Annotated in this window: 16 protein-coding genes and 3 rRNA genes; 15 read left to right on the top strand and 4 right to left on the bottom strand. The window is 63.3% G+C overall.

The features are described from left to right. Positions 1 to 74: 74 nt before the first annotated feature. Positions 75 to 1,040, bottom strand: coding sequence for a quinone oxidoreductase family protein (locus tag AC1DJW_RS15095; RefSeq protein WP_459340788.1), 966 nt, complete (start codon positions 1,038 to 1,040; stop codon positions 75 to 77). Positions 1,041 to 1,174: 134 nt separating this feature from the next. Continuing rightward, on the bottom strand, positions 1,175 to 2,263 hold the full coding sequence (locus tag AC1DJW_RS15090) for a fatty acid desaturase family protein (RefSeq protein WP_284753554.1): 1,089 nt from the start codon (positions 2,261 to 2,263) through the stop codon (positions 1,175 to 1,177). A gap of 188 nt (positions 2,264 to 2,451) precedes the next feature. On the opposite strand from AC1DJW_RS15090, the gene argC reads away from it, so the two are divergent. From argC to AC1DJW_RS15045, 9 genes are all read left to right on the top strand, one after another. Further along, on the top strand, positions 2,452 to 3,483 hold the full coding sequence (gene argC, locus AC1DJW_RS15085) for an N-acetyl-gamma-glutamyl-phosphate reductase (protein ID WP_390282837.1): 1,032 nt from the start codon (positions 2,452 to 2,454) through the stop codon (positions 3,481 to 3,483). Beyond that, positions 3,480 to 4,646 carry a bifunctional glutamate N-acetyltransferase/amino-acid acetyltransferase ArgJ gene (argJ, locus tag AC1DJW_RS15080; protein ID WP_284753552.1) on the top strand — a complete coding sequence of 389 codons (1,167 nt, stop codon included), beginning with the start codon at positions 3,480 to 3,482 and terminating at the stop codon, positions 4,644 to 4,646. The genes argC and argJ overlap by 4 nt, the downstream gene beginning before the upstream one ends. Positions 4,647 to 4,657: 11 nt before the next feature. Further along, the gene (gene argB, locus AC1DJW_RS15075; protein ID WP_284753550.1) at positions 4,658 to 5,617 is read left to right on the top strand and encodes an acetylglutamate kinase; all 960 of its coding nucleotides are present in this window, start codon (positions 4,658 to 4,660) and stop codon (positions 5,615 to 5,617) included. Positions 5,618 to 5,724: 107 nt separating this feature from the next. Continuing rightward, the gene (locus tag AC1DJW_RS15070) at positions 5,725 to 6,942 is read left to right on the top strand and encodes an acetylornithine transaminase (RefSeq protein WP_476901773.1); all 1,218 of its coding nucleotides are present in this window, start codon (positions 5,725 to 5,727) and stop codon (positions 6,940 to 6,942) included. After that, complete coding sequence (gene argF, locus AC1DJW_RS15065) at positions 6,939 to 7,958, top strand: ornithine carbamoyltransferase (protein ID WP_459340786.1); 1,020 nt, start codon at positions 6,939 to 6,941, stop codon at positions 7,956 to 7,958. Before AC1DJW_RS15070 ends, argF begins: the two co-directional genes overlap by 4 nt. Further along, positions 7,958 to 8,494 (top strand): arginine repressor, encoded by a 537-nt coding sequence (locus tag AC1DJW_RS15060; RefSeq protein ID WP_078105637.1) that lies wholly within the window; start codon positions 7,958 to 7,960, stop codon positions 8,492 to 8,494. Before argF ends, AC1DJW_RS15060 begins: the two co-directional genes overlap by 1 nt. A gap of 104 nt (positions 8,495 to 8,598) precedes the next feature. Beyond that, positions 8,599 to 9,804, top strand: a complete 1,206-nt coding sequence (locus AC1DJW_RS15055) for an argininosuccinate synthase (protein WP_078105636.1) — start codon at positions 8,599 to 8,601, stop codon at positions 9,802 to 9,804. Continuing rightward, positions 9,801 to 11,288 carry an argininosuccinate lyase gene (gene argH, locus AC1DJW_RS15050; RefSeq protein ID WP_476901772.1) on the top strand — a complete coding sequence of 496 codons (1,488 nt, stop codon included), beginning with the start codon at positions 9,801 to 9,803 and terminating at the stop codon, positions 11,286 to 11,288. Before AC1DJW_RS15055 ends, argH begins: the two co-directional genes overlap by 4 nt. A 120-nt stretch (positions 11,289 to 11,408) precedes the next feature. Continuing rightward, on the top strand, positions 11,409 to 12,146 hold the full coding sequence (locus AC1DJW_RS15045; protein WP_476901771.1) for a maleylpyruvate isomerase family mycothiol-dependent enzyme: 738 nt from the start codon (positions 11,409 to 11,411) through the stop codon (positions 12,144 to 12,146). Here AC1DJW_RS15045 and AC1DJW_RS15040 read toward each other — a convergent pair. Beyond that, positions 12,052 to 13,617, bottom strand: a complete 1,566-nt coding sequence (locus tag AC1DJW_RS15040; protein ID WP_476901770.1) for an AlkA N-terminal domain-containing protein — start codon at positions 13,615 to 13,617, stop codon at positions 12,052 to 12,054. The genes AC1DJW_RS15045 and AC1DJW_RS15040 overlap by 95 nt on opposite strands. Positions 13,618 to 13,712: 95 nt before the next feature. On the opposite strand from AC1DJW_RS15040, the gene AC1DJW_RS15035 reads away from it, so the two are divergent. Continuing rightward, entirely contained in the window at positions 13,713 to 14,375 is a 663-nt protein-coding gene (locus AC1DJW_RS15035) for a DNA-3-methyladenine glycosylase (RefSeq protein ID WP_476901769.1), read from the top strand. Between the two features lie 18 nt (positions 14,376 to 14,393). Here the strand turns inward: AC1DJW_RS15035 and AC1DJW_RS15030 are convergent, their stop codons facing one another. Continuing rightward, positions 14,394 to 15,029 carry a GNAT family N-acetyltransferase gene (locus AC1DJW_RS15030; protein ID WP_284753540.1) on the bottom strand — a complete coding sequence of 212 codons (636 nt, stop codon included), beginning with the start codon at positions 15,027 to 15,029 and terminating at the stop codon, positions 14,394 to 14,396. Between the two features lie 158 nt (positions 15,030 to 15,187). On the opposite strand from AC1DJW_RS15030, the gene AC1DJW_RS15025 reads away from it, so the two are divergent. From AC1DJW_RS15025 to rrf, 5 genes are all read left to right on the top strand, one after another. Next, positions 15,188 to 17,416, top strand: a complete 2,229-nt coding sequence (locus AC1DJW_RS15025) for an AAA family ATPase (RefSeq protein WP_284753539.1) — start codon at positions 15,188 to 15,190, stop codon at positions 17,414 to 17,416. Between the two features lie 44 nt (positions 17,417 to 17,460). Beyond that, on the top strand, positions 17,461 to 18,771 hold the full coding sequence (gene tyrS, locus AC1DJW_RS15020; protein WP_284753538.1) for a tyrosine--tRNA ligase: 1,311 nt from the start codon (positions 17,461 to 17,463) through the stop codon (positions 18,769 to 18,771). A 446-nt stretch (positions 18,772 to 19,217) separates the two neighbouring features. Then, positions 19,218 to 20,740: ribosomal RNA gene (locus AC1DJW_RS15015) — 16S ribosomal RNA — on the top strand. A 552-nt stretch (positions 20,741 to 21,292) separates the two neighbouring features. Then, a 23S ribosomal RNA gene (locus tag AC1DJW_RS15010) occupies positions 21,293 to 24,432 on the top strand. 181 nt (positions 24,433 to 24,613) lie between these two features. Beyond that, positions 24,614 to 24,730, top strand: a 5S ribosomal RNA gene (rrf, locus tag AC1DJW_RS15005). Together the 16S, 23S and 5S rRNA genes form the textbook arrangement of a ribosomal RNA operon. The last annotated feature ends 79 nt before the right edge of the window (positions 24,731 to 24,809 follow it).

Genomic DNA, 24,809 nt, shown 5'->3' with positions numbered 1-24,809 from the left:
TCCTGGGTCACGTTCGAAGCTTCTCGGATTGAGGTGAACAGAAGGTGTCAGCGGTCGCGTGGCCGTTGCTTCGATTATGGGACTAAGAGTAGCTTGCCCGTGGTTTTGCGGCCTTCCAGGTCGCGATGGGCCTGGGCGGCTTCAGCGAGCGGGTACGTTCCGCCAATCCGGACTTTGAGCGCGCCGCTGGCGGCAGCACCGAAGACCTCGGCCGAACGCCAGCGCCGCTCTTGCGGGTTCTGCAGGAAGTGGCCAAGGGTCGGGCGGGTCAGGGACAACGATCCGCCCGCGTTCAGTCGCTGGGGGTCAAACGGCGGCACCGGTCCGGATGCTGCGCCGAACAGGACGAGCGAGCCGCGGATGCGCAGGCTCGCAAGGGAGCCGTCAAAGGTATCCTTGCCGACGCCGTCGTACACCACGTTTACGCCTTCGCCGTCGGTGAGTTCGCGGACCTTGTCCGCAAATCCGGTGTAGCGCAGGACTTCGTCCGCGCCGGCTTCCCGTGCAAGTGCTTCCTTCTCGTCCGAGGACACCGTGGTGATGACGCGGGCGCCCCGGGCCTTGAGCAACTGCGTCAGGATGAGTCCGACGCCGCCAGCGCCGGCATGGGTCAGGACGGTCTGGCCCGGTTCCACGCGGAAGGAAGAGTTGATCAGGTAGTGCGCGGTCATTCCCTGCAGCGGCAGGGCCGCCGCTGTGTGGTCGTCGACGCCGTCCGGCACCGGAAGCGCCTTGTCGGCGTCTACGAGGGTGTACCCCGCGTAGCTGCGGGCTCCTTCAGCGGTAGCGACCCTGTCCCCGACGGCGAAGTCCTCGACGCCTGCGCCGATGGCCTCCACGGTGCCTGCCGACTCGGAGCCGGGGGTGAACGGATACTCGACCTTGTAGATGCCACTGCGCTGATAAGTGTCGATGAAGTTCACTCCGGCGGCTGCAACTTTGACGAGGAGCTGTCGCGGGCCCGGAACCGGAACCTCTGCTTCGGTGAGTTCGAGGACTTCGGGTCCTCCGGCTAGCCGGGCAATGATCGCTTGCGTCATGTGTCTCCTTCTCCGTCGAGGCACTTTCGTGCCCGCATTCACACAACCATCCTAGGGAGCGGAGTCCGTCGAGTGTCCAGTCAGCGGTTTAGCGCCGTGGTTCGCCGTAATGTGCCCTGGGTCTTCCGGGCGTGTCAGCCCCTGCCGTGCGCGGAGGCAACGGGGCAGTCAAAGCCGCGGCCCGCGGCGAGTCCTACCTCGTTGAGGTACCGCACAACGATGGCGTACGACTGCATCAACGTGGTTTCGGTGTAGGGAATGGAGTGCTTTTCGCAGTAGCTTCGAACGATCTCCGAGGCGCGGCGCAAGTGCGGGCGGGCCATGTCCGGGAACAAGTGGTGCTCCGCCTGGTGGTTGAGGCCGCCCAGGAGGATGTTCATGAAGGGGCCGCCGGAGATGTTTCTGGCTGTCAGGATCTGGCGACGCAGGAAATCGACGCGGGAGTCTGCCGGGAGGACCGGCATGCCCTTGTGGTTCGGGGCGAAGGAAGCACCCATGTAGAAGCCGAACACCATGATCTGGACGCCCAGGAAGGCAAATGCCATCCCAAGCGGAAGGAAGGTGAAGGCGAGGACCGGCAGCGCGAGAAGCCGTGCCAGGAGGATGGGCGTCTCTACCCAGCGGTGCTTGATGGCTCCGGGCCGGCAGATGTACATCAACGACTCCCACTGCAGGCTGATGCCCAGCAGCATGAGGAGCGGGAAGAAGAACCAGCCTTGCCGGCGCGTGAGGAACGCGAAGCGTCCCTGCCTGCCTGCGGCGGCTTCAACATGGAAGGCCAGGGCTCCGGTCTTGATGTCCGGGTCCTTGGAAATCACGTTCGGGTTGTTGTGGTGTGCGCCGTGCTTCTGTTCCCACCAGGAGTAACTGATGCCGGCAACCGACGTGGCCAGGATGCGGGCGGACCAGTCATTGGCCCTGCGCGAGGCAAAAATCTGGCGGTGGCCGGCCTCATGGGCCAGGAAGCTCAACTGGGTGCAAAGGATGCCCAGGGCCGCCGCGATGAGAAGCTGGTACCAGCTGGGGCCGATCAGCGCGAAGCCGAACCAGGTGCCGGTCAGCAAGAGGACCAGGGAAGCAAAAACGCTGATGTAGAAGCCGACGCGGCGCTTCAATAACCCTTCCGCGCGGACCGTCTTGAGGAGTTCGGAATAGCTGAGCACGACGGCGTTGGGTGGCCGGACGCCCTTGGTAGGACGTTCCGTAGTGGAGGTCTGTGACATATGCAGTTGCCCCGTAACACATTAACGGGCAACGCTGCAGCCGACGATCGGCTGCACGGTCTAGATCACCCTCTATTCAGCATACGCTCCCTAAGAGGCTGTGCCGAGACGAGATGCTCCGATAGGGTCCAAAAAAAGACGTGCATAAATATCGGCAACTATGAATAGTTTTGCTGTATAGTCTTGCCATGACTATTTCTGTTGCCGTCTCCGGTGCCAGCGGCTATGCCGGGGGAGAGGTGCTGCGCCTCCTGGCAGGCCATCCGGACGTGACCATTGGTGCCATCACTGCGCACAGCAATGCCGGTTCCAGACTAGGGGAGTTGCAGCCGCATCTCCATGGTTTGGCCAGCCGGATTCTCGAGGACACCAGCGTGGAGAACCTCGCGGGCCACGACGTCGTGTTCCTCGCGCTCCCGCACGGAGCCTCGGCTGAGATCGCGGCGCAGCTGCCGGAAGGCACGCTGGTGATCGACGCCGGCGCGGACCATCGGCTCGAAGACCCCGCGGCTTGGGAAAAGTTCTATGGCTCGGCCCATGCCGGAACCTGGCCCTACGGGCTGCCGGAACTCCCCGGCCAGCGCGACGCCCTGAAGGGGGCGAAACGGATTGCCGTGCCCGGCTGCTACCCGACGTCGGCCCTCCTCGCCCTCACGCCCGGCTTCGCCAATAAGCTTCTCCAGCCCGACGACGTGGTGATAGTTTCCGCCTCCGGCACGTCCGGCGCCGGCAAGGCGGCCAAAGTGAACCTCATCGGTTCAGAGGTCATGGGCTCCATGAGTCCCTATGGCGTGGGCGGCGGACACCGCCACACCCCCGAGATCGAACAAGGACTTTCCAATGCGGCCGGTGAACCCGTCACTGTGTCCTTTACTCCCACTCTCGCGCCCATGAGCCGCGGCATCCTGAGCACGGCAACAGCCAAGGTCAAGGCCGGCGTCACGGCTGCCGAACTCCGCACTGCCTGGGCTGAAGCGTACGACGACGAACCGTTCGTCCACCTGTTGCCCGAAGGCCAATGGCCCACAACCAAATCGGTGCAGGGTTCCAACCACGCCGTCCTGCAGTTGGCCTTCGACGAGCATTCCGGCCGTGTGATTGTCACGTGCGCCATCGATAACCTGACCAAAGGGACCGCCGGCGGCGCTGTGCAGTCCATGAATATTGCCCTCGGCCTGGACGAATCCGCCGGCCTCAACGTCCAAGGAGTTGCCCCGTGACCATCACCGCCCCCCAGGGATTCCGGGCCGCCGGCGTCAAAGCAGGCATCAAAGCATCGGGCAATCCCGACCTCGCCCTGGTTGTCAACGACGGCCCGCTCAAAGCCGCAGCGGCCGTTTTCACTTCCAACCGCGTCGCCGCGGCTCCCGTGCACTGGTCCCGCCAGGTTCTCTCCGACGGGCGCGTTGACGCAGTGGTGCTGAATTCCGGCGGGGCCAATGCCTGCACCGGTCCGCAGGGATTCCAAAATACCCACGCAACCGCCGAAAAAGTGGCGGCTGTCCTCGGGATCTCCGCCTCCGACGTCGTGGTCTGCTCCACCGGACTGATCGGTGAGCAACTGCCCATGGACAAGATCATCCCGGGCATCGACGCGGCGTACGCGGAGCTTTCCGAGAACGGCGGTCCGGCGGCCGCTACGGCGATCATGACCACGGACAGCGTGGCGAAGGAAGCAGTCTTCACGGGCACCGATGCCGAGGGCAACACGTTCACGGTAGGTGGCATCGCTAAAGGCGCCGGCATGCTGGCTCCTGGCCTCGCAACCATGCTGGTGGTGCTCACCACTGATGCCCAGGTCCCGGCGGAAGAGCTCGACGTCGTGCTCCGCGACGCCACGCGCGTCACCTTCGACCGCACGGACTCGGACGGCTGTATGTCCACCAACGACACCGTCGTGCTGCTGGCCTCCGGAGCCTCCGAGGCCATCCCGTCCGCCGAGCAGCTCGGCGCCGGAATCACCCAGGTGTGCGCCGAGCTTGCCCGCAAGCTGATCGGTGACGCCGAAGGCGCCAGTCACGATATCGCCATCCGCACGTTCAATGCGGCGAGCGAGCGCGACGCCGAAATCGTGAGCCGTTCCGTGGCCCGCTCCAACCTCTTCAAGACCGCCATCTTCGGCAAGGACCCCAATTGGGGCCGCGTCCTGTCCTCGGTGGGCACCACGGACGCGATCTTCGAGCCGGACCAGCTCAACGTCTCCATGAACGGTATCCAGATCTGCCGTAACGGCAGCATCGGTGACGATCGCAACCTCGTGGACCTTGAACCCCGCGAGGTGCTCGTGGAAATCGACCTGCAGGCCGGCGACGCCGAGGCCACCATTTGGACCAACGACCTCACGCACGAGTACGTGCATGAGAACAGCGCCTACTCAAGCTAGATGGGATGACCATGACTGCGCACACCCGCGAAAATACGTCGATCGGCGCCGATTCGGCAAAAACAGCCCAGGACAAGGCCGCGACCCTCATCGAGGCGCTGCCGTGGATCCAGCGCTTCGCCGGCACCACCATGGTGATCAAGTACGGCGGGAATGCCATGGTCAACGAGGAACTCCGACGTGCCTTCGCGGAGGACGTCGTCTTCCTCCACCACGTGGGTATCCACCCTGTCGTGGTGCACGGGGGCGGCCCGCAGATCAACTCGATGCTGGGCCGGCTCGGCATTGAATCCGAATTCAAGGGCGGACTGCGCGTCACCACCCCCGAGGCCATGGACGTGGTCCGCATGGTGCTCACCGGACAAGTGGGCCGCGAACTCGTAGGCCTCATCAACTCCCACGGGCCTTACGCCGTCGGCATGTCGGGGGAGGACGGCGGACTTCTGCGTGCCGTGCGCACCGGCACCGTGGTGGACGGCGAAGAAGTGGACCTCGGCTTGGTGGGCGAAGTAGTGGGAGTCGATCCCACGGGTATCGAGGACATCCTCGCAGCCGGCCGCATCCCGGTGATTTCCACGGTCGCCCCCGAGATCCTTGACGAAGGCGACGGCACGGGCTCCACCACAGGCCAGGTCCTCAACGTCAACGCAGACACCGCCGCAGCGGCGGTCGCCTCAGCACTAGGCGCATCCAAGCTCGTCATCCTGACCGACGTCGAGGGCCTCTACGCCAACTGGCCGGACAAGTCCTCGCTCATCTCCTCGCTTACGGCGACGGAGTTGCGGGAGATGCTGCCGCGCCTGGAGTCCGGCATGATCCCGAAAATGGCCGCCTGCCTGAAGGCCATCGATGAAGGAGTGGAGCAGGCACACATCGTGGATGGCCGCCTGCCGCACTCCATGCTCCTGGAAACCTTTACGACCGCGGGCATCGGAACCCAGGTTGTTCCCGACGAGGAAGTGAACGCATGAACGAAACTGTTGGTTCTCGCTCGACCGGCGATAGGGGCCCCGCCCGCTTCGCGGTGCCCGACCACACCCGGGCCCCTATCGCCGGATCGAGCACCAAAGCTTCCGTCATGACTGGGGTAAGTAGTGGAGCCGACTGGCTTGCCCGCTATTCTTCTTCGCTCATGGGCGTCTTCGGCACCCCGCAGCGGGTCCTGGTCCGTGGTGCGGGGGCCCTTGTGTGGGACGCCGACGGCAAGGAATACCTGGACCTCCTGGGTGGGATTGCCGTGAACGCCCTGGGCCATGCCCATCCGTTCGTCACGTCGGTCATCGCCAGCCAGCTGGCCACCCTGGGCCATGTCTCCAATTTCTTCACGAGCCCCACGCAGATCGCGCTCGCCGAGAAGCTGCTGGCCATCACCAAGGCACCTGCCGGCTCCAAGGTGTTCTTCGCCAACTCGGGCACCGAGGCCAACGAGGCCGCGTTCAAGCTGGCGCGGCGCAACAGTTCTGGCAAGCGCACCAAGATCATTGCCCTCGAAGGCGCCTTCCATGGCCGCACGATGGGTGCCCTGGCCTTGACCGCCAAGGAAGCCTACAGGGCTCCCTTCGAGCCGTTGCCCGGCGGCGTCGTCCACATTCCGTTCGGCGACATCGAGGCGCTCCGTGCCGCCGTCGACGAAAGCACAGCGGCCGTGTTCCTTGAGCCCATCCAAGGCGAAGCGGGCGTCCGCCCGCTCAGCGTCGAGTACCTGCGGGCCGCCCGCGAAGCCACCACAGCCGCCGGCGCGCTGCTGATCCTGGATGAGGTCCAGACCGGCATCGGCCGCACAGGAAAATGGCTGGCCAGCGAAGACGCCGGCATCGTCCCCGACGCCGTGACCCTCGCGAAGGGCCTGGGCGGCGGCTTCCCGGTCGGCGCGCTCATCACCTTCGGGGAGCCGACGTCGTCGCTCCTGACAGCCGGTCAGCACGGCACCACGTTCGGCGGGAACCCGGTAGCCACGGCTGCAGCCCTCGCCACCCTGCATGCCATCGAAAGCCAGGGTGTGCTGGAGAACGTGCGCACCGTCGGCGCGCGGCTGCGGGCCGGCCTGTCCGACGTCGACGCCGTCACCGAAGTGCGGGGCGAAGGCCTCCTGATCGGTTTCGACCTTGACGCCGACATCGCGCCCGCCATGGTGACTGCTGCGCTCGATGCAGGGTTCATCATCAACAGCCCCGGCCCGCGCACCATCCGGCTGGCTCCGCCGCTCATCCTGACCACCGAGCAAGCCGACCGTTTCCTCGACGCGCTGCCCGGCATCATCCAGGCCGCAGCCCAAACCGCTAAGGACGCACAGTGAACACCACCCGTCACTTCCTCAAGGACACGGACCTCACACCGGCCGAGCAAGCCGAAGTGCTCGATCTCGCCGTGCGAATGAAGGCCGCCCCGTACAGCGTCCAACCGTTCGCAGCTGACGGCAACGGTCGTAAGACCGTCGCCGTCATCTTCGACAAGACCTCCACCCGTACCCGTGTCTCCTTCGCCACCGGCATCGCCGACATGGGCGGCAACGCGCTCATCATCAATCCGGGCGAGGCGCAGATCGGCCACAAGGAATCCGTTGAGGACACCGCAAAGGTCCTCGAACGCATGGTCTCCACCATCGTGTGGCGCACCTCGGCGCACTCCGGTCTCGTAGCCATGGCCGAAAACTCGAAGGTTCCCGTCATCAACGCCCTGTGCGATGACTACCACCCCTGCCAGTTGCTGGCGGACCTCCTCGCGGTCAAGGAGCACAAGGGCGAACTCAAGGGCCTTACCATGGCCTACCTGGGCGACGCCGCGAACAACATGGCCAACTCCTATCTCTTGGCCGGTGTCACGGCGGGCATGCACGTCAGGATCTCGGGTCCGCAAGGCTACTTGCCAGCGGCCGACATCGTGGCGGCAGCGGAAGAGCGCGCTGCCGAGACCGGCGGTTCCGTGCTCATCACCACCGACGCCACGGAAGCCCTCCGCGGCGCCGACGTCGTCGCCACCGACACGTGGGTGTCCATGGGCCAGGAAGCCGAAAAAGAAGCCCGGATGCAACTCTTCCGCGAGTACTCCGTGGACGAGGCCGCCATGGCGCACGCCGCACCGGACGCCGTCGTGCTCCACTGCCTGCCCGCCTACCGAGGCTATGAAATCTCCGCAGGTGTTATCGACGGGCCCCAGTCCATCGTGTGGGACGAAGCCGAGAACCGGTTGCACGCCCAGAAGGCGCTCATGGCCTGGCTGATGCACAAGTCGGGACTCGCGTTCGTCGACGGTCTTTCCCCCGTTGGGGGCACCGTTTCTCCCGGAAAAAGCGCTGGCGAGAGCACGTTCTAGTGTCCACCCATCCTGCGTCGCAAGGCGCCAGCCCCGCCACCAAGACTGCCCGGCAAGCGCGGATCACCGCGATCCTGACGGGTCAGTCGGTGCGCTCGCAGGCGGAGTTGGCCGCTTTGTTGGCGGACGACGGCGTACAAGTCACCCAGGCGACCCTCTCCAGGGACCTCGTGGAACTTGGGGCGGTTCGCGTGCGCGGCAAGGACGGTGCCCTGGTCTACGCGGTTCCCGGCGAGGGTGGCGACCGCAATGCAAAAAGCGGCGTCACCCAGGAAATCCTGGACGCGCGCCTGTCCCGACTGTGCGGCGAACTGCTGGTCACCGCCGAGGCTTCGGGCAATATCGTGGTGCTGCGGACGCCGCCCGGTGCCGCCAACTTCCTCGCCCTGGCCATCGACCACTCGGTGATGCCGTCTGTATTGGGTACGATCGCAGGCGACGACACCTTGCTTTTGGTTGCCAGGGATCCCGACGGCGGGGCGGAACTGGCGGCCCGATTCCTCCAGCTGGCCCAGGAAGCCGGACCGGGAAACTAGTCCAGGCCGGCAACTGAACCATTCCGGCACTATTCCACCCGGGCCTTCGGCCCGACCCAAGCATTTGACTCAAAAGAACCAAGCAACAACAAAGGAGCACTCTCGTGACTGAGCGCATTGTTCTGGCCTACTCCGGTGGCCTCGATACTTCCGTAGCCATCGGCTGGATCGGTGAAGCCACCGGTGCCGAGGTCATCGCCGTGGCGGTCGACGTCGGACAGGGCGGCGAGTCGCTGGAGACCATCCGCCAGCGCGCCCTCGGCTGCGGCGCCGTCGAGGCCTACGTGGCCGACGCCCGCGACGAATTCGCGAACGAATACGCGATGCCCACGCTGAAGGCCAACGCCCTCTACCAGGGCCACTACCCGCTGGTTTCGGCGATCTCGCGCCCCGTGATCGTCAAGCACCTCGTCAAGGCCGCCCGCGAATTCGGTGCCACCACCGTTGCGCACGGTTGCACGGGCAAGGGCAACGACCAGGTCCGCTTCGAGGTCGGCATCCAGACCCTGGGCCCGGACCTGAAGTGCATCGCACCCGTCCGCGACCTCGCCCTGACCCGCGACAAGGCCATTGCCTTCGCCGAGGAAAAGGGACTGCCGATCGAGACCACCAAGAAGAACCCGTACTCGATCGACCAGAACGTCTGGGGACGCGCCGTCGAAACCGGTTACCTCGAGGACATCTGGAACGCTCCCACCAAGGACATCTACGACTACACGGCCACCCCGGAATTCCCGCCGGCACCGGACGAAGTCACCATCACCTTCGAAGCCGGCGTGCCGGTGGCCATCGACGGCGTCAAGCGCACTCCGCTCCAGGTCATCCAGGAACTGAACCGCCGCGCCGGTGCCCAGGGCGTTGGCCGCATCGACGTCGTCGAGGACCGCCTGGTGGGCATCAAGTCCCGCGAAATCTACGAAGCTCCAGGCGCGATGGCCCTCATCACCGCCCACAAGCACCTCGAGGACGTCACCATCGAGCGCGAGCAGGCCCGCTTCAAGGCCACCGTCGGCCAGCGCTGGTCCGAGCTGGTCTACGACGGCCAGTGGTTCTCCCCGCTCAAGCGCTCCCTGGACGCCTTCATCGAGGACACCCAGAAGTACGTCTCCGGCGACATCCGCATGGTCCTGCACGGCGGCCAGGCCATCGTCAACGGACGCCGCTCCGACACCTCGCTCTACGACTTCGACCTCGCCACCTACGACACCGGCGACACCTTCGACCAGTCGCAGGCCAAGGGCTTCATCGAGCTGTGGGGAATGTCCTCCAAGGTCGCCGCAGGCCGCGACCTGCGGGTTTCGGGCAAATGACGTCGGTGGGCCCACGGACGCCGGGGTCCCCGGCCGAGCGCAGCGAGGTTGGGGAGCGTTCGGGGACGAAATCGGAAGCAACGAACACTGGCGCACTGTGGGGCGGCCGGTTCGCCGGCGGCCCCGCGGACGCGCTTGCCGCGCTGAGCAAGTCCACGCATTTTGATTGGCGGCTGGCCCGATACGACATCGCCGGTTCCAAGGCGCATGCCCGCGTGCTGCACAAGGCGGGGCTGCTGGACGACGCCGAACTAGAAGGCATGCTCGCGGCGCTCACCCAGCTGGATGACGACGTCGCGAGCGGCGCCTACCAGCCTGCCGAGAGCGATGAGGACGTCCACGGTTCCCTCGAGCGCGGGCTCATTGAGCGCGCGGGAACCCACCTGGGCGGCAAGCTCCGTGCAGGCCGTTCGCGCAACGACCAGGTGGCCACCTTGGGCCGAATGTTCCTGCGCGACCACGCCCGCATCATCGCCCGCGGTGTGCTCGCCACGATCGACGCCCTTGTTGATCAGGCCAAGGCCCACCAGGGCGTCGCCATGCCTGGACGGACGCACCTGCAGCATGCCCAGCCTGTCCTGCTGAGCCACCACCTGCTTGCCCACGCCTGGGCACTGTTGCGCGACGTGCAGCGGTTCCAGGACTGGGACAAGCGGGCCGGCGTCTCGCCGTACGGGTCCGGCGCCTTGGCCGGTTCCTCGCTTGGACTGGATCCTGAGGCCGTCGCCGCGGACCTCGGGTTCTTCTCAGCGGTCCACAATTCGATCGACGGCACTGCCTCGCGCGACGTTTTCGCCGAGTTCGCGTGGATCTGCTCGATGATCGGCGTGGACCTGTCGCGCGTCTCCGAGGAAGTCATCCTGTGGGCCACCAAGGAGTTCTCCTTCGTCACGCTCCATGATTCGTACTCCACGGGGTCTTCGATCATGCCGCAGAAGAAGAACCCGGATGTCGCCGAGCTCGCCCGCGGCAAGGCGGGGCGCCTCATCGGCAACCTGGCCGGCCTGTTGGCAACGCTCAAGGGCCTGCCGCTCGCGTACAACCGCGACCTGCAGGAAGACAAGGAACCGGTTTTCGACGCCGCGGACACCTTGGAAGTGCTGCTCCCCGCCGTCTCGGGCATGATCGCAACGCTCACCTTCAATACCGGGCGCATGGCATCGTTGGCACCGCAGGGCTTCGCGCTTGCCACGGACATCGCCGAGTGGCTTGTCCGCCAGGGGGTGCCGTTCCGGGAGGCACACGAGCTCTCCGGTGCCGCGGTGAAGCTGGCTGAAGGACGCGGCGTTGAGTTGTGGGACCTGACGGACGAAGAGTACGCGGGCATTTCGGAGCACTTGACCCCCGAGGTCCGCACCGTGCTCAGCACCGAAGGCTCGCTCAACAGCCGCAACTCCCAAGGCGGAACGGCCCCGGCCGCCGTCGAACGCCAACTGCTTGCCCTCGAAGCGGAGCTCGCAGCAGTACGGACGTACGCGGCCTGACAACAAGGCCCCACGCCGGCAGTTCGCGGCGGTGTTTTCGAAAGACACCGCCGCGAACTGCCGGCCGTTGTCAGTTAATGGTCGTTAACAGCCGTTAACTCTGTCGGATACTATGGCGCTATGACCGAGATCACTACCTCAGCGCTTCTTGCCGAGCTCCACAAAGCAGCCGGCACTGTCACCGACGCTGTCGCCAAACTCGACGACGCCGATGTTGCTGCTCCCTCCGAGCTGCCCGGGTGGACCCGCGGCCACGTACTGGCCCACATTGCCGGCATCTCGAACGCCATGGCCAGGCAGCTGGAATACGCCGCGCGCGGTGAGACCATCGACATCTACGACGGCGGCTACGAGGGCCGTACGAAGGCGATTGAGCTGGCGGCGAGCCACAGCCTCGCTGAACACCGTGACGCCACCGAAGCGGCCCTCTCGCGGGCCCTGAGGGCCTTCGACGGGCTCGTGGAGTCCGGCTGGAACAGCCGGATCAGCTTCCGGAATGGAACAGTGCTCGACGGCGGCCTGGCGCTCTGGCGCGAACTGGTCATCCACGTCACGGATCTGGGAATCGGTCGCGGCCCGGAAACCTGGAGCCGGCAATTCTGCGAGCACCTCTTCGATTTCCTCTCTGCCCGCGTGCCGGCAGACCAGAAATTCGTGCTTCAGCCCCTGGGCCTCCCGCAGCTGGTCATCGGCTCGGGGCGGCAGTCAGTCGCCATCAACGGCATGATCACGGATATCGCGGCCTGGCTCGCCGGCCGGACGCCTACCCTAGGGAGCCTGCGGGCCTCCGCCGACGCGGACGGTGTTGACTTGCCGGAGCTTCTCCCGTGGCCATCGAGCGTTCCCGCGGCGAACTAGCGCTGACGCGCGTGCTTGCCGCCGCCCGCCACAGATGCATCGTGGCGTAGGAACGCCATGGGCTCACGTTGCGGAAGTCGGCAGGCAGGCCTTCGGCGGCCTCTAGATTCTTGAGGCCGTTCCGGACCGCTGCATCGTTGGCGAGGAAGACGTCCGGATCGCCGATGACCCTCATCGCCATATAGCCCACGGTCCACGGTCCGACGCCGGGCAGGGGCAACAGTTTGTCAGCGAGCGTTTGGGGGTCGTCGCCGTAATCGAAGTCGAGTTCCCCGCTGGCCATTGCTGTTGCCGCTGCCAGCACGGAATCGATGCGGCGCTGCGGGCCCCTCAGCAATTCCCGGCCTGAGCGGGCGATTTCCTCTGCCGTGGGAAACAAACGGTCCAGGCCCAGTGCGTGCCCTGCGTGCCCTTCCGGCAGGCGGGTTCCAGCATCGGAAAGTTGGGTCAAAGCGGTCCGGGCGGCGGCTACCGTGATTTGCTGGCCGATCATCGCCCGGATCAGCAGCTCGTGGGGATCCACGGCCCCCGGGACCCTGATCCCGGGCGTATCGCGAACTGATGGGCCGAGCCTGGCATCGGAGGCCAACGCCTCGTCCACGGCCACGGGATCGGCGTCGAGATCGAACAATCGCCGCACCCGGCTCAACAGGACGGTAAGGTCGTGGAGATCCAAGGTGCTGACGGCCAGGGTCAGCGCTCCGCCGCGCGCCCCGGCGTCGTACTCCACCGTGAACACCGCATTGCCGCGGGGCAAGCGGAGGGTTCGCGTATAGCTTGTTGAACTCGCCAGTTCGACGCCGGGAACCGCGCGGGCCGCGAGGAAATCGAAAATCCCCGCGTCGAAAGGCTCCCGGTACGGGAGCTTGAGGGTCAACGAAGTGGCCTCGCCCTGCTTGCCTTGATGGCCTAAGGGCTTCGCGGTGGCCCGGAGTGCTGTGGGAGTCAGGGTGAAGACTTCGTTGATGGTGTCGTTGAACTGGCGGACACTGTTGAACCCGGCAGCGAACGCCACGTCCGAGAGTTTCATCGAGGTGGAGACCAGGAGCGTCCTGGCGGTCTGCGCCCGGCTGGCCCGCGCCAAGGACAGGGGACCGGCGCCGAGTTCATGGCTCAGGATCCTATTGAGCTGGCGGGAGGAGTAACCCAGCCTGGTGGCGAGTCCTTCGACGCCGACCCGGGAGATCGCGCCGTCGTTGATGAGCCGCATGGCCCTGCCGGCGATGTCCGAGCGCAGGTTCCACGCAGGCGTGCCCGGAACGGCCTCCGGAAGGCAGCGCTTGCACGCGCGGTACCCCGCCTCGTGCGCCGCGGCCGAGGTTTCGTAGAACGTGACGTTTTCGGCCTTGGGTGTCCGTGCCGGGCACGACGGCCGGCAGTAGATGCCCGTCGAGCGGACGGCGGTGAAGAACTGGCCGTCGAACCGGGGATCCCGCGCATCGATGGCACGGTAGCGTTGCCAAAAGTCCATGACTTCATCCTTTCAGCATCGGCAAGCACTTCCTAGCGGAAATCGGACATTGCCGACGACGGGCCCAGCTGGCGGTTTTTTGCTAGGGTCTGGGCATGACAACGCAGGGTGCATCCCCGGACGCCATCCGGCGCCTCCTTTCCGGAGATCCGCGCGACGTTGCCCCCTTGCTTCTCGGCGCCGTGCTGAGCCACCGGACACCCGAGGGCACGGTGTCCGTCCGGCTCAGCGAGGTGGAAGCGTATCTGGGTCCGCGGGGCTCGGCCCAACCCGATCCTGGATCCCATACCTTTGGTGGACCCACCGCCCGGAACGCTCCAATGTTCGGTCCGGCAGGCCACCTCTACGTCTACTTCACGTACGGCATGCACTATTGCGCCAACATTGTCTGCGGTCCCGACGGCGTTGCGTCCGCGCTGCTGTTGCGGGCAGGCGAGGTGGTGGCCGGCCAAGCCCTGGCACAGTCCCGCCGTCCGGCGTCGAGATCGCTGACCGATCTTGCCAGCGGGCCCGCCCGGCTAGCGTCCGCCCTGGGGCTGACCACGGCGGACAGCGGCCGGGATGCCCTGGCCGAGCCCTTCGGCCTCGAACTTCCGGTCACCCCGGCAGCGCCATCGGCAGTCGCGAGCGGTCTCCGCGTAGGAGTATCGGGCGACGGCGGTTCCGCCGACTACCCATGGCGGTTCTGGCTCTCCGGGGATGCCACGGTGTCCCGCTACAAGCCGGGCCGAAGTCGCGCCGCCGAGAAGCCTTTGTAGGAGCCCAGGAGGAATCCGTCAGGCGGCGTGTTCGGTCCGGGCAGGCTCGGCGACATACGCACAGTGGTTGTCGGGCACCTCGAAGGGCGCCAGGCGGCCAAGCAACGACTCGCGCACGCGGGGCCATTCCTCGCGCAGGATCGAGAAGACCGCCGTGTCGCAGCGGCTGCCGTCGGGGGCGAATCGGTGCCCGCGCAGCGTGCCCTCGTAGCTGGCCCCGAGACGCTGAATGGCCGAGGCGCTGCGCGTATTGCGGGCATCGCAGCGGAAAGCAACCCGGTGTACGTCCAGCACATCGAACGAGTAGGCCAGCAGCAGTTGCTTCGCTGCCGGATTGACGTGGCTGCCCCAGAACGGGCGGCCGTAAAAAGTGCCGCCGATTTCCAGGCGCTGCTGGCGGGGACTGTACTCGCACAGGGAGCTGGTTCCGAGCAGCGCTCCGGTGCGCTGTTCGACCACGGCAAACGGTATGGTTGCCGGATCTTCGAGGCGGGCTGCGAAGAGTTCGGCCAGTTCCGCGGCGCTCAAGGGCTGCTCAGCGGCCATGCCGGACCACATCCCGGAGTCCACAAAATCGAAGAGCGGACCGGCATGTGCGGGGGAGAGCGGGACCAGGCTGATGCCGTGTCGGGTCAGGGCAACGTCGTGCTGCATTGCAGCATTGAAGCACCACCGGGGCCGGACTGAAAAGCCCAGGAGGTTAGCGCAGGGTGAACATTGCGTGACGCACCGGCGTGCGGGCAGTTTCACACACGTCAAGCAAAACCGCTGTAGAATGGACGGTCCGTCTTTTTCGATAGGGGAACGTTTCGATGCACGACGCTGATTTGATCCACGAACGGGAGTACGTGGCCGGTCTCTACTCGCGTCTGGATGAGCTGCGGGAGGAAAAGCGCCAACAGCTGGCGCAGGTCCGGCGCGCCGGAGCGGTGGGCACCATGCAGAACGTTTCCGAAAGGGACGCGTTCGCGGCACTGTACGAGGACCGCCTCGCTCAGCTCGACGCCGTCGACGACCGTCTCGTGTTCGGGCGCCTCGACCTGGACACCGGAGAGGCGCAGTACATCGGCCGCATCGGACTGTCCACAGCGGATCTCCAGAGGCTCATGGTCGACTGGCGCGCCCCGGAAGCCGGCCACTTCTACCAGGCGACCGCCTTCGACCGGCAGGGCGTCCGCCGTCGTCGCCACCTGATCCTGCAGGGCCGTGAAGTCAAAGCGATCGAGGACGATGTCCTGGATGCCAGCATGCTGGCGGACAACGCCTCGCTCCAGGGTGAGGGGGCACTCCTTGCCGCCCTGAATTCCAAGCGCACCGGCCGCATGTCGGACATCGTCGGCACCATCCAGTCCGAGCAGGACCGGATCATCCGTTCGTCCATGTCGGGTGCCTTGGTTGTCCAAGGCGGTCCAGGCACCGGCAAGACAGCCGTGGCGCTCCACCGCGCCGCCTACCTGCTGTACACCCACCGCGACCGCTTGAAGTCCGCGGGCGTGCTGCTCGTTGGACCCTCGTCGTCGTTTATGCACTACATCGAGCGGGTCCTGCCTTCCCTCGGCGAGACCGGCGTCGTCATGGCGAGCCTTGGCCGCCTCATGCCCGGGATCCATGCCGTGCCTGAACAGGATCCCGATGTCGCAGCGCTCAAGGGCAAGCTGAACATGGCCGACGTGATTGCGAACGCTGTGGCCAACCGGCAGCGGACTCCCGCCGAGGACCGCATCCTCGAGGTTGACTCCCGCAAGCTCACGCTGTCCGTGCGGCAAGTCCGCCGCGCCCGGGACAGGGCACGCGCCACAGGCAAGCCGCACAACGAAGCACGCGTGTCGTTCGTGAAGATCCTGCTGCGCGAGCTCACCGAGCAGCTGACGGAGATCGTCGAGGAATCGAACATCGGCAACAATGCCGACCGTTCCTACCTTGCCGAAGACGTCCGCTCGGCACGCGACGTCAGGATCGTCCTGAACCTGTGCTGGATGCCCATGACTCCCGAGAAGCTCGTTTCCGAGCTCTTCAGCAAGCCAGCCATCCTGGAGGCCTGCACCCCGCACCTCACGCCGTCGCAGCGGGCCCTGCTGCTTCGCCCCGCGGATGCCCCGTGGACAGAAGCCGATGTTCCGCTGCTCGACGAGGCCGCTGAGCTCCTCGGCGAGCTGGATCCTGCCGCCGGCAGGGGACTGGCGCAACAAGAGCACGACCGTGCCCGTGACATCGCCAACGCCAAGCAGACCCTCGTCAACATGGAGGCCATGGGCGTCGACGTGTTGATGACGGCCGAGGAGCTGGCGGACCAGAACCAGGAACGCGAAACACGGCTGACCGCGGCAGAACGTGCCACGAGCGACCGTTCATGGGCGTTCGGACACATCGTGGTGGACGAAGCCCAGGAGCTCTCGCCCATGCAATGGCGCCTTTTGGTCCGCCGCTGCCCCCTGAAGTCCTTCACCATCGTTGGCGACATCGCCCAGACGAGTTCCTCCGCCGGTGCGAATTCCTGGCACAGTGCCCTCGCGCCGTCGTTCGGGGACCGCTGGCAGCTCGAAGAACTCACCGTCAACTACCGCACCCCCTCGCAGATCGCCGAAGCGGCGGTCCGCATGGCGAACCGCGCGGGCCTGGTTGTCTCGGCTCCCAAGGCCGTGCGCGAAGGCAAATGGTCGCCCATCGTGGACCGCGTGGACGAAACCGGGATGGTGGACCGGCTCGTTGAGATCCTCCCGGAAGAACTGGAAGCGATCGACGGCGGCCTCCTCGCCGTGATTGCCGACGGCGCCCTCCTGCCTCGGGCTGCAGCAGCCCTCCGTGGGGTCTATGGCCACCGCGTAGGCACTGGAGCGGGCAGCTACTCCCAGGACATCGTGGTCATCAGCCCCCGGGAAGCCAAGGGCCTGGAGTTCGATGGAGTGGTGGTCCTTGAGCCCGCTGCCATGCTGAACCACGAACACGGCAAGGTGGGCGATCTCTACGTTGCCATGACCCGTCCGACGCAGCGGTTGCGCCTCATCACCGCGGCGCCGTTGCCTGCGGGTATCGAGCGCTGAGCCATGTACGCAAGCTGATCGGCAATCCTGCTAACTTAGAACTCGTGTCACACGTAAACAACCTCGAGTCCCAGCACAACGACCCGGGCTTTGCCAATATCTGGCAAGAGCTCAAATGGCGCGGCCTTATCCACGTTTCCACTGATGAAACGGAACTGGAAAAGCTGCTCGCCGGGGACCCGATCACGTATTACTGTGGCTTCGACCCCACGGCTCCGTCACTGCACCTTGGCAACCTTGTCCAGCTCCTGCTCATGCGCCGTCTGCAGTTGGCCGGCCACAAGCCGCTCGGCCTGGTGGGCGGCTCCACCGGACTGATCGGCGATCCGCGCCCGACGGCGGAACGCACCTTGAACACCAAGGACACCGTTTCGGAGTGGGTCGGCTACCTTCAGGCCCAAGTCCGACGCTTCCTCAGCTTCGAGGGCGACAATGCCGCACGCATGGTGAACAACCTTGACTGGACCGCGCCCCTGAGCGCCATCGATTTCCTGCGCGAAATCGGCAAGCACTTCCGCGTGGGCACCATGCTCCGCAAGGATGCAGTTGCCTCCCGTCTCAGTTCCGACGAGGGCATCAGCTACACCGAATTCAGCTACCAGATCCTGCAGGGCATGGACTACCTCCAGCTCAACCGCGACTACGGTTGCGTGCTGCAGACGGGTGGCTCGGACCAGTGGGGCAACCTCACGAGTGGCACGGAGCTCATCCGCAAGGTCGACGGCAAGGTTGTCCACGCCCTGGGCACGCCCCTCATCACCAACTCGGACGGCACCAAGTTCGGTAAGAGCGAAGGCAACGCCATTTGGCTCGACGCCCACATGTGCAGCCCCTACGCCTTCTACCAGTTCTGGGTCAACACCGCTGATGCCGACGTCGTTGACCGCCTCAAGGTTTTCACCTTCCTTAGCCGCGCCGAGATTGAGGAACTCGCAGCCGCTGTTGCCGAGCGCCCGTTCGCACGCGAAGGCCAGCGCAGGCTCGCTTTCGAGGTCACCTCGCTGGTGCACGGTGTGGACGCGACCGAAAAAGTGATCGCCGCTTCGGCTGCGTTGTTCGGCAACGGCGACCTCTCGGTTCTGGACGAAATGACCTTGGCGTCCGCAACTGCCGAGCTGCCGTCTGCCTCGATCGGCGCGGATGGCCTGGGGATCATCGACCTCTTGGTTGCGTCCGGACTTTCCGAAAGCAAGTCCGCTGCTCGACGTACCGTGGGGGAGGGCGGCGCCTATGTGAACAACAGCAAGGTGACTGACCCCGACGCGGTCATCGACCCGGCGGAACTGCTTCACGGCCGTTACCTGTTGCTGCGCCGTGGAAAGAAGAACCTGGCTACTGTCGAAGTGACCGTCTGACGCTTATGTAGCTCCATGGCGTGTTCCGGTGTGGGCGCGCCAGACGGAGTGTTGCACGCCCTATTGCACGCTCCTCCGAAGCCGACTTGCGCGGCTCCGGGGGAGCGTGTATCGTTTTCTGAGTTGCTGCCGCTGAAGCGGATAAATTGCGACAAAATCCCATTGAATGTGAATAATCCGGTTTAGACCAAAAGTCTGGAAATCGGACGATTTATAGACTCTGTGGGGAAATTCGATTCGCTTGGGTGAATTTCCGGAGAAATCCTGGATTTGCAAAGTTGAAATGAATGAAATAAAGTAGAAACATCGCAGCGAGGAAATGCGGAACGTCGAATTCAACTGAATTTGTTCCGAGAAGTAATCGGATTGTGTGCTGGTTTCAAATTTTGTGCAGCTCTTCTGCCGTTATTTCCGGTGGTTGTGGTTGTGTCTGTTTTTGTTTTACTTCAACGGAGAGTTTGATCCTGGCTCAGGATGAACGCTGGCGGCGTGCTTAACACATGCAAGTCGAACGATGATCTCCAGCTTGCTGGGGGGATTAGTGGCGAACGGGTGAGTAACACGTGAGTAACCTGCCCTTGACTCTGGGATAAGCCTGGGAAACTGGGTCTAATACCGGATACGACCGCTCCACGCATGTGGTGGTGGTGGAAAGCTTTTGCGGTTTTGGATGGACTCGCGGCCTATCAGCTTGTTGGTGGGGTAATGGCCTACCAAGGCGACGACGGGTAGCCGGCCTGAGAGGGTGACCGGCCACACTGGGACTGAGACACGGCCCAGACTCCTACGGGAGGCAGCAGTGGGGAATATTGCACAATGGGCGCAAGCCTGATGCAGCGACGCCGCGTGAGGGATGACGGCCTTCGGGTTGTAAACCTCTTTCAGTAGGGAAGAAGCGAAAGTGACGGTACCTGCAGAAGAAGCGCCGGCTAACTACGTGCCAGCAGCCGCGGTAATACGTAGGGCGCAAGCGTTATCCGGAATTATTGGGCGTAAAGAGCTCGTAGGCGGTTTGTCGCGTCTGCTGTGAAAGACCGGGGCTCAACTCCGGTTCTGCAGTGGGTACGGGCAGACTAGAGTGATGTAGGGGAGACTGGAATTCCTGGTGTAGCGGTGAAATGCGCAGATATCAGGAGGAACACCGATGGCGAAGGCAGGTCTCTGGGCATTAACTGACGCTGAGGAGCGAAAGCATGGGGAGCGAACAGGATTAGATACCCTGGTAGTCCATGCCGTAAACGTTGGGCACTAGGTGTGGGGGACATTCCACGTTTTCCGCGCCGTAGCTAACGCATTAAGTGCCCCGCCTGGGGAGTACGGCCGCAAGGCTAAAACTCAAAGGAATTGACGGGGGCCCGCACAAGCGGCGGAGCATGCGGATTAATTCGATGCAACGCGAAGAACCTTACCAAGGCTTGACATGAACCGGTAACGCCTGGAAACAGGTGCCCCGCTTGCGGTCGGTTTACAGGTGGTGCATGGTTGTCGTCAGCTCGTGTCGTGAGATGTTGGGTTAAGTCCCGCAACGAGCGCAACCCTCGTTCTATGTTGCCAGCGCGTGATGGCGGGGACTCATAGGAGACTGCCGGGGTCAACTCGGAGGAAGGTGGGGACGACGTCAAATCATCATGCCCCTTATGTCTTGGGCTTCACGCATGCTACAATGGCCGGTACAAAGGGTTGCGATACTGTGAGGTGGAGCTAATCCCAAAAAGCCGGTCTCAGTTCGGATTGGGGTCTGCAACTCGACCCCATGAAGTCGGAGTCGCTAGTAATCGCAGATCAGCAACGCTGCGGTGAATACGTTCCCGGGCCTTGTACACACCGCCCGTCAAGTCACGAAAGTTGGTAACACCCGAAGCCGGTGGCCTAACCCTTGTGGGGGGAGCCGTCGAAGGTGGGACCGGCGATTGGGACTAAGTCGTAACAAGGTAGCCGTACCGGAAGGTGCGGCTGGATCACCTCCTTTCTAAGGAGCACCATTATCGCCCTTCTTCCTTCCGCATGGTTGGTTGGGGGTGTGTGGAAGCAAAGCCCATTGCGCAGGCGTCTGTTCTGCGGTGGGTGCTCATGGGTGGAATATCAGCAGATAGCGGCCGGTTGGTTCTTTTCCTGTGTCCAGTACGGATGCCTTCACTTTTGTGGTGGGTGTTTTGGAACGGTGCGGGTAGGGGGTTGTCCGGTTTTCGTGTTTGGCACACTGTTGGGTCCTGAGGCAACAGGGCCGTCGGGGAGGGTGCGTGGCCTGTGTGGTTTGCGTGGTTTTTCCTGGCGGGTTTGGGTGTTTCTGGTTTCCTGGCTGCATGGTCTTCGTGCGTGCAYGGCTGTCCCTTTTCGGGGGTGGTTGTGGTGCGGGGGTGTGTGGTACGGGGTTGTTGTTTGAGAACTACATAGTGGACGCGAGCATCTAGGCACGGGCAGGCCCTTGGGGTTTGTTTCGTGTCTTACAGCAATTTCTTTTTATGAACCCGGCCCTCTTTTTGGGGGTCTGGTTCTCTCGAGAAGTTTTTTGATCTTGTGTGGTCAAGTTTTTAAGGGCACACGGTGGATGCCTTGGCATTAGGAGCCGAAGAAGGACGTAGGAATCTGCGATAAGCCTGGGGGAGTTGATAACCGAACGGTGATCCCAGGATGTCCGAATGGGGAAACCCCGCCAGACGCGTTTTGCGTGATCTGGTGACCCGCATCTGAACACATAGGGTGCGTGGGGGGAACGCGGGGAAGTGAAACATCTCAGTACCCGCAGGAAGAGAAAACAAGAGTGATTCCGTTAGTAGTGGCGAGCGAACGCGGATGAGGCTAAACCGTTCCATGTGTGATAGCCGGCGGGCGTTGCATGGGCGGGGTTGTGGGACTTTCCGTACTGGTTCTGCCGGACCGGTGGGGTGAGAGCRTGAGCATAGGTGAACGGTCTTGAAAGGCCGGCCGGAGAGGGTGTTAGCCCCGTAACCGTAATGTTGTGTGCCGCCTGGAGAGGATCCCAAGTAGCACGGGGCCCGAGAAATCCCGTGTGAATCTGTCAGGACCACCTGATAAGCCTAAATACTTCCTAATGACCGATAGCGGACCAGTACCGTGAGGGAAAGGTGAAAAGTACCCCGGGAGGGGAGTGAAACAGTACCTGAAACCGTGTGCTTACAATCCGTCGGAGCCAGTCTGATTCTGGTGACGGCGTGCCTTTTGAAGAATGAGCCTGCGAGTTAGTGTTACGTCGCGAGGTTAACCCGTGTGGGGTAGCCGTAGCGAAAGCGAGTCTGAACAGGGCGAGTGTAGTGGCGTGATCTAGACCCGAAGCGGAGTGATCTACCCATGGCCAGGTTGAAGCGACGGTAAGACGTCGTGGAGGACCGAACCCACTTCAGTTGAAAATGGAGGGGATGAGCTGTGGGTAGGGGTGAAAGGCCAATCAAACTCCGTGATAGCTGGTTCTCCCCGAAATGCATTTAGGTGCAGCGTTGCGTGTTTCTTGCCGGAGGTAGAGCTACTGGATGGCCGATGGGCCCTACAAGGTTACTGACGTCAGCCAAACTCCGAATGCCGGTAAGTGAGAGCGCAGCAGTGAGACTGTGGGGGATAAGCTTCATAGTCGAGAGGGAAACAGCCCAGACCACCAACTAAGGCCCCTAAGCGTGTGCTAAGTGGGAAAGGATGTGGAGTTGCGAAGACAACCAGGAGGTTGGCTTAGAAGCAGCCATCCTTGAAAGAGTGCGTAATAGCTCACTGGTCAAGTGATTCCGCGCCGACAATGTAGCGGGGCTCAAGTACACCGCCGAAGTTGTGGATTTCAGATAGTAGACAAGCCTTCGTGGTTCAGTCGTCTGGAGTGGTAGGGGAGCGTCGTGTGGGCGGTGAAGTCGCGGTGTAAACCAGCGGTGGAGCCTACACGAGTGAGAATGCAGGCATGAGTAGCGAAAGACGGGTGAGAAACCCGTCCGCCGAATGATCAAGGGTTCCAGGGTCAAGCTAATCTGCCCTGGGTAAGTCGGGACCTAAGGCGAGGCCGACAGGCGTAGTCGATGGACAACGGGTTGATATTCCCGTACCGGCGAAGGACCGCCCATGCCAAGCGGGGGATACTAACCGCCCGGAGCCTGCCCAATCACCCTTGTGGTGTGCGGGTTTTGGCCGAGCGCGGGACCTGATCCCGGGAGGTAAGCGTATTAACAGGTGTGACGCAGGAAGGTAGCCGGGCCGGGCGATGGTTGCCCCGGTCTAAGGATGTAGGGTCAGCGATAGGCAAATCCGTCGCTGTGTCTTGGATGACGATCCTGAGATCTGATGGGACCCCCGTCWTGGGGGGATCCGGTGATCCTATGCTGCCTAGAAAAGCATCGGCGCGAGGTCCCAGCCGCCCGTACCCCAAACCGACACAGGTGATCAGGTAGAGAATACCAAGGCGATCGAGAGAATTATGGTTAAGGAACTCGGCAAAATGCCCCCGTAACTTCGGGAGAAGGGGGGCCCCAACCTTGAACACCACTTGCTGGTGGGAGGGGATCGGGGCCGCAGAGACCAGGGGGAAGCGACTGTTTACTAAAAACACAGGTCCGTGCGAAGTCGCAAGACGATGTATACGGACTGACTCCTGCCCGGTGCTGGAAGGTTAAGAGGACCGGTTAGCCGCAAGGCGAAGCTGAGAATTTAAGCCCCAGTAAACGGCGGTGGTAACTATAACCATCCTAAGGTAGCGAAATTCCTTGTCGGGTAAGTTCCGACCTGCACGAATGGAGTAACGACTTCCCCGCTGTCTCAACCATAAACTCGGCGAAATTGCAGTACGAGTAAAGATGCTCGTTACGCGCAGCAGGACGGAAAGACCCCGAGACCTTTACTATAGTTTGGTATTGGTGTTCGGAGTGGCTTGTGTAGGATAGGTGGGAGACGTTGAAGCCCTCACGCCAGTGGGGGTGGAGTCATCGTTGAAATACCACTCTGGTCACTTTGGACATCTAACTTCGGCCCGTGATCCGGGTCAGGGACAGTGCCTGATGGGTAGTTTAACTGGGGCGGTTGCCTCCTAAAAAGTAACGGAGGCGCCCAAAGGTTCCCTCAGCCTGGTTGGCAATCAGGTGTCGAGTGTAAGTGCACAAGGGAGCTTGACTGTGAGAGAGACATCTCAAGCAGGGACGAAAGTCGGGACTAGTGATCCGGCGGTACATTGTGGAATGGCCGTCGCTCAACGGATAAAAGGTACCTCGGGGATAACAGGCTGATCTTGCCCAAGAGTCCATATCGACGGCATGGTTTGGCACCTCGATGTCGGCTCGTCGCATCCTGGGGCTGGAGTAGGTCCCAAGGGTTGGGCTGTTCGCCCATTAAAGCGGTACGCGAGCTGGGTTTAGAACGTCGTGAGACAGTTCGGTCCCTATCCGCTGCGCGCGCAGGAAATTTGAGAAGGGCTGTCCTTAGTACGAGAGGACCGGGACGGACGAACCTCTGGTGTGTCAGTTGTACTGCCAAGTGCACCGCTGATTAGCTACGTTCGGAWGGGATAACCGCTGAAAGCATCTAAGCGGGAAGCTCGCTTCAAGATGAGATTTCCATACACCTCGTGTGTGAGAGGCCCCCAGCCAGACCACTGGGTTGATAGGCCGGATGTGGAAGACAGGACTAAAGACTGTTGAAGCTGACCGGTACTAATAGGCCGATAACTTACACCACACAAACACGATCAACTGCTTGCGTCCACTATGTGGTTCCCGAACAACAACCCGCCACGGCTTGTTGCTCCCAGGAACCAACAACTGAATAACAACACCACCGAACCCTTCACCGGGTCCGGACAAGTTGTAACCACGTATCTTCCCACCCCGCACCCSGTGCGGGGGACGGGTAACAGGGTTACGGCGGTCATAGCGTGGGGGAAACGCCCGGTCCCATTCCGAACCCGGAAGCTAAGACCCACAGCGCCGATGGTACTGCACCCGGGAGGGTGTGGGAGAGTAGGACACCGCCGGACAACCATTCACGTTCAGGCCCCGACACACGTCGGGGCCTGAACCATTTAAACCCACCCACCCGCACGCGAGCCGGCGTCC

This window comes from Arthrobacter sp. 05L417, from assembly GCF_056397865.1.
Note: the sequence above shows the minus strand (reverse complement) of the source record. Positions and strands in the feature narration are given on the sequence as shown.

What these genes read in the sequence shown, in the direction of transcription:
- AC1DJW_RS15095 (WP_459340788.1), bottom strand. Translation starts at nt 1,040, where the DNA reads ATGACGCAAGCGATCATTGCCCGGCTAGCCGGAGGACCCGAAGTCCTC.
- AC1DJW_RS15090 (WP_284753554.1), bottom strand. Translation starts at nt 2,263, where the DNA reads ATGTCACAGACCTCCACTACGGAACGTCCTACCAAGGGCGTCCGGCCA.
- argC (WP_390282837.1), top strand. Translation starts at nt 2,452, where the DNA reads ATGACTATTTCTGTTGCCGTCTCCGGTGCCAGCGGCTATGCCGGGGGA.
- argB (WP_284753550.1), top strand. Translation starts at nt 4,658, where the DNA reads ATGACTGCGCACACCCGCGAAAATACGTCGATCGGCGCCGATTCGGCA.
- AC1DJW_RS15070 (WP_476901773.1), top strand. Translation starts at nt 5,725, where the DNA reads ATGACTGGGGTAAGTAGTGGAGCCGACTGGCTTGCCCGCTATTCTTCT.
- argH (WP_476901772.1), top strand. Translation starts at nt 9,801, where the DNA reads ATGACGTCGGTGGGCCCACGGACGCCGGGGTCCCCGGCCGAGCGCAGC.
- AC1DJW_RS15045 (WP_476901771.1), top strand. Translation starts at nt 11,409, where the DNA reads ATGACCGAGATCACTACCTCAGCGCTTCTTGCCGAGCTCCACAAAGCA.
- AC1DJW_RS15040 (WP_476901770.1), bottom strand. Translation starts at nt 13,617, where the DNA reads ATGGACTTTTGGCAACGCTACCGTGCCATCGATGCGCGGGATCCCCGG.
- AC1DJW_RS15035 (WP_476901769.1), top strand. Translation starts at nt 13,713, where the DNA reads ATGACAACGCAGGGTGCATCCCCGGACGCCATCCGGCGCCTCCTTTCC.
- AC1DJW_RS15030 (WP_284753540.1), bottom strand. Translation starts at nt 15,029, where the DNA reads ATGCAGCACGACGTTGCCCTGACCCGACACGGCATCAGCCTGGTCCCG.
- AC1DJW_RS15025 (WP_284753539.1), top strand. Translation starts at nt 15,188, where the DNA reads ATGCACGACGCTGATTTGATCCACGAACGGGAGTACGTGGCCGGTCTC.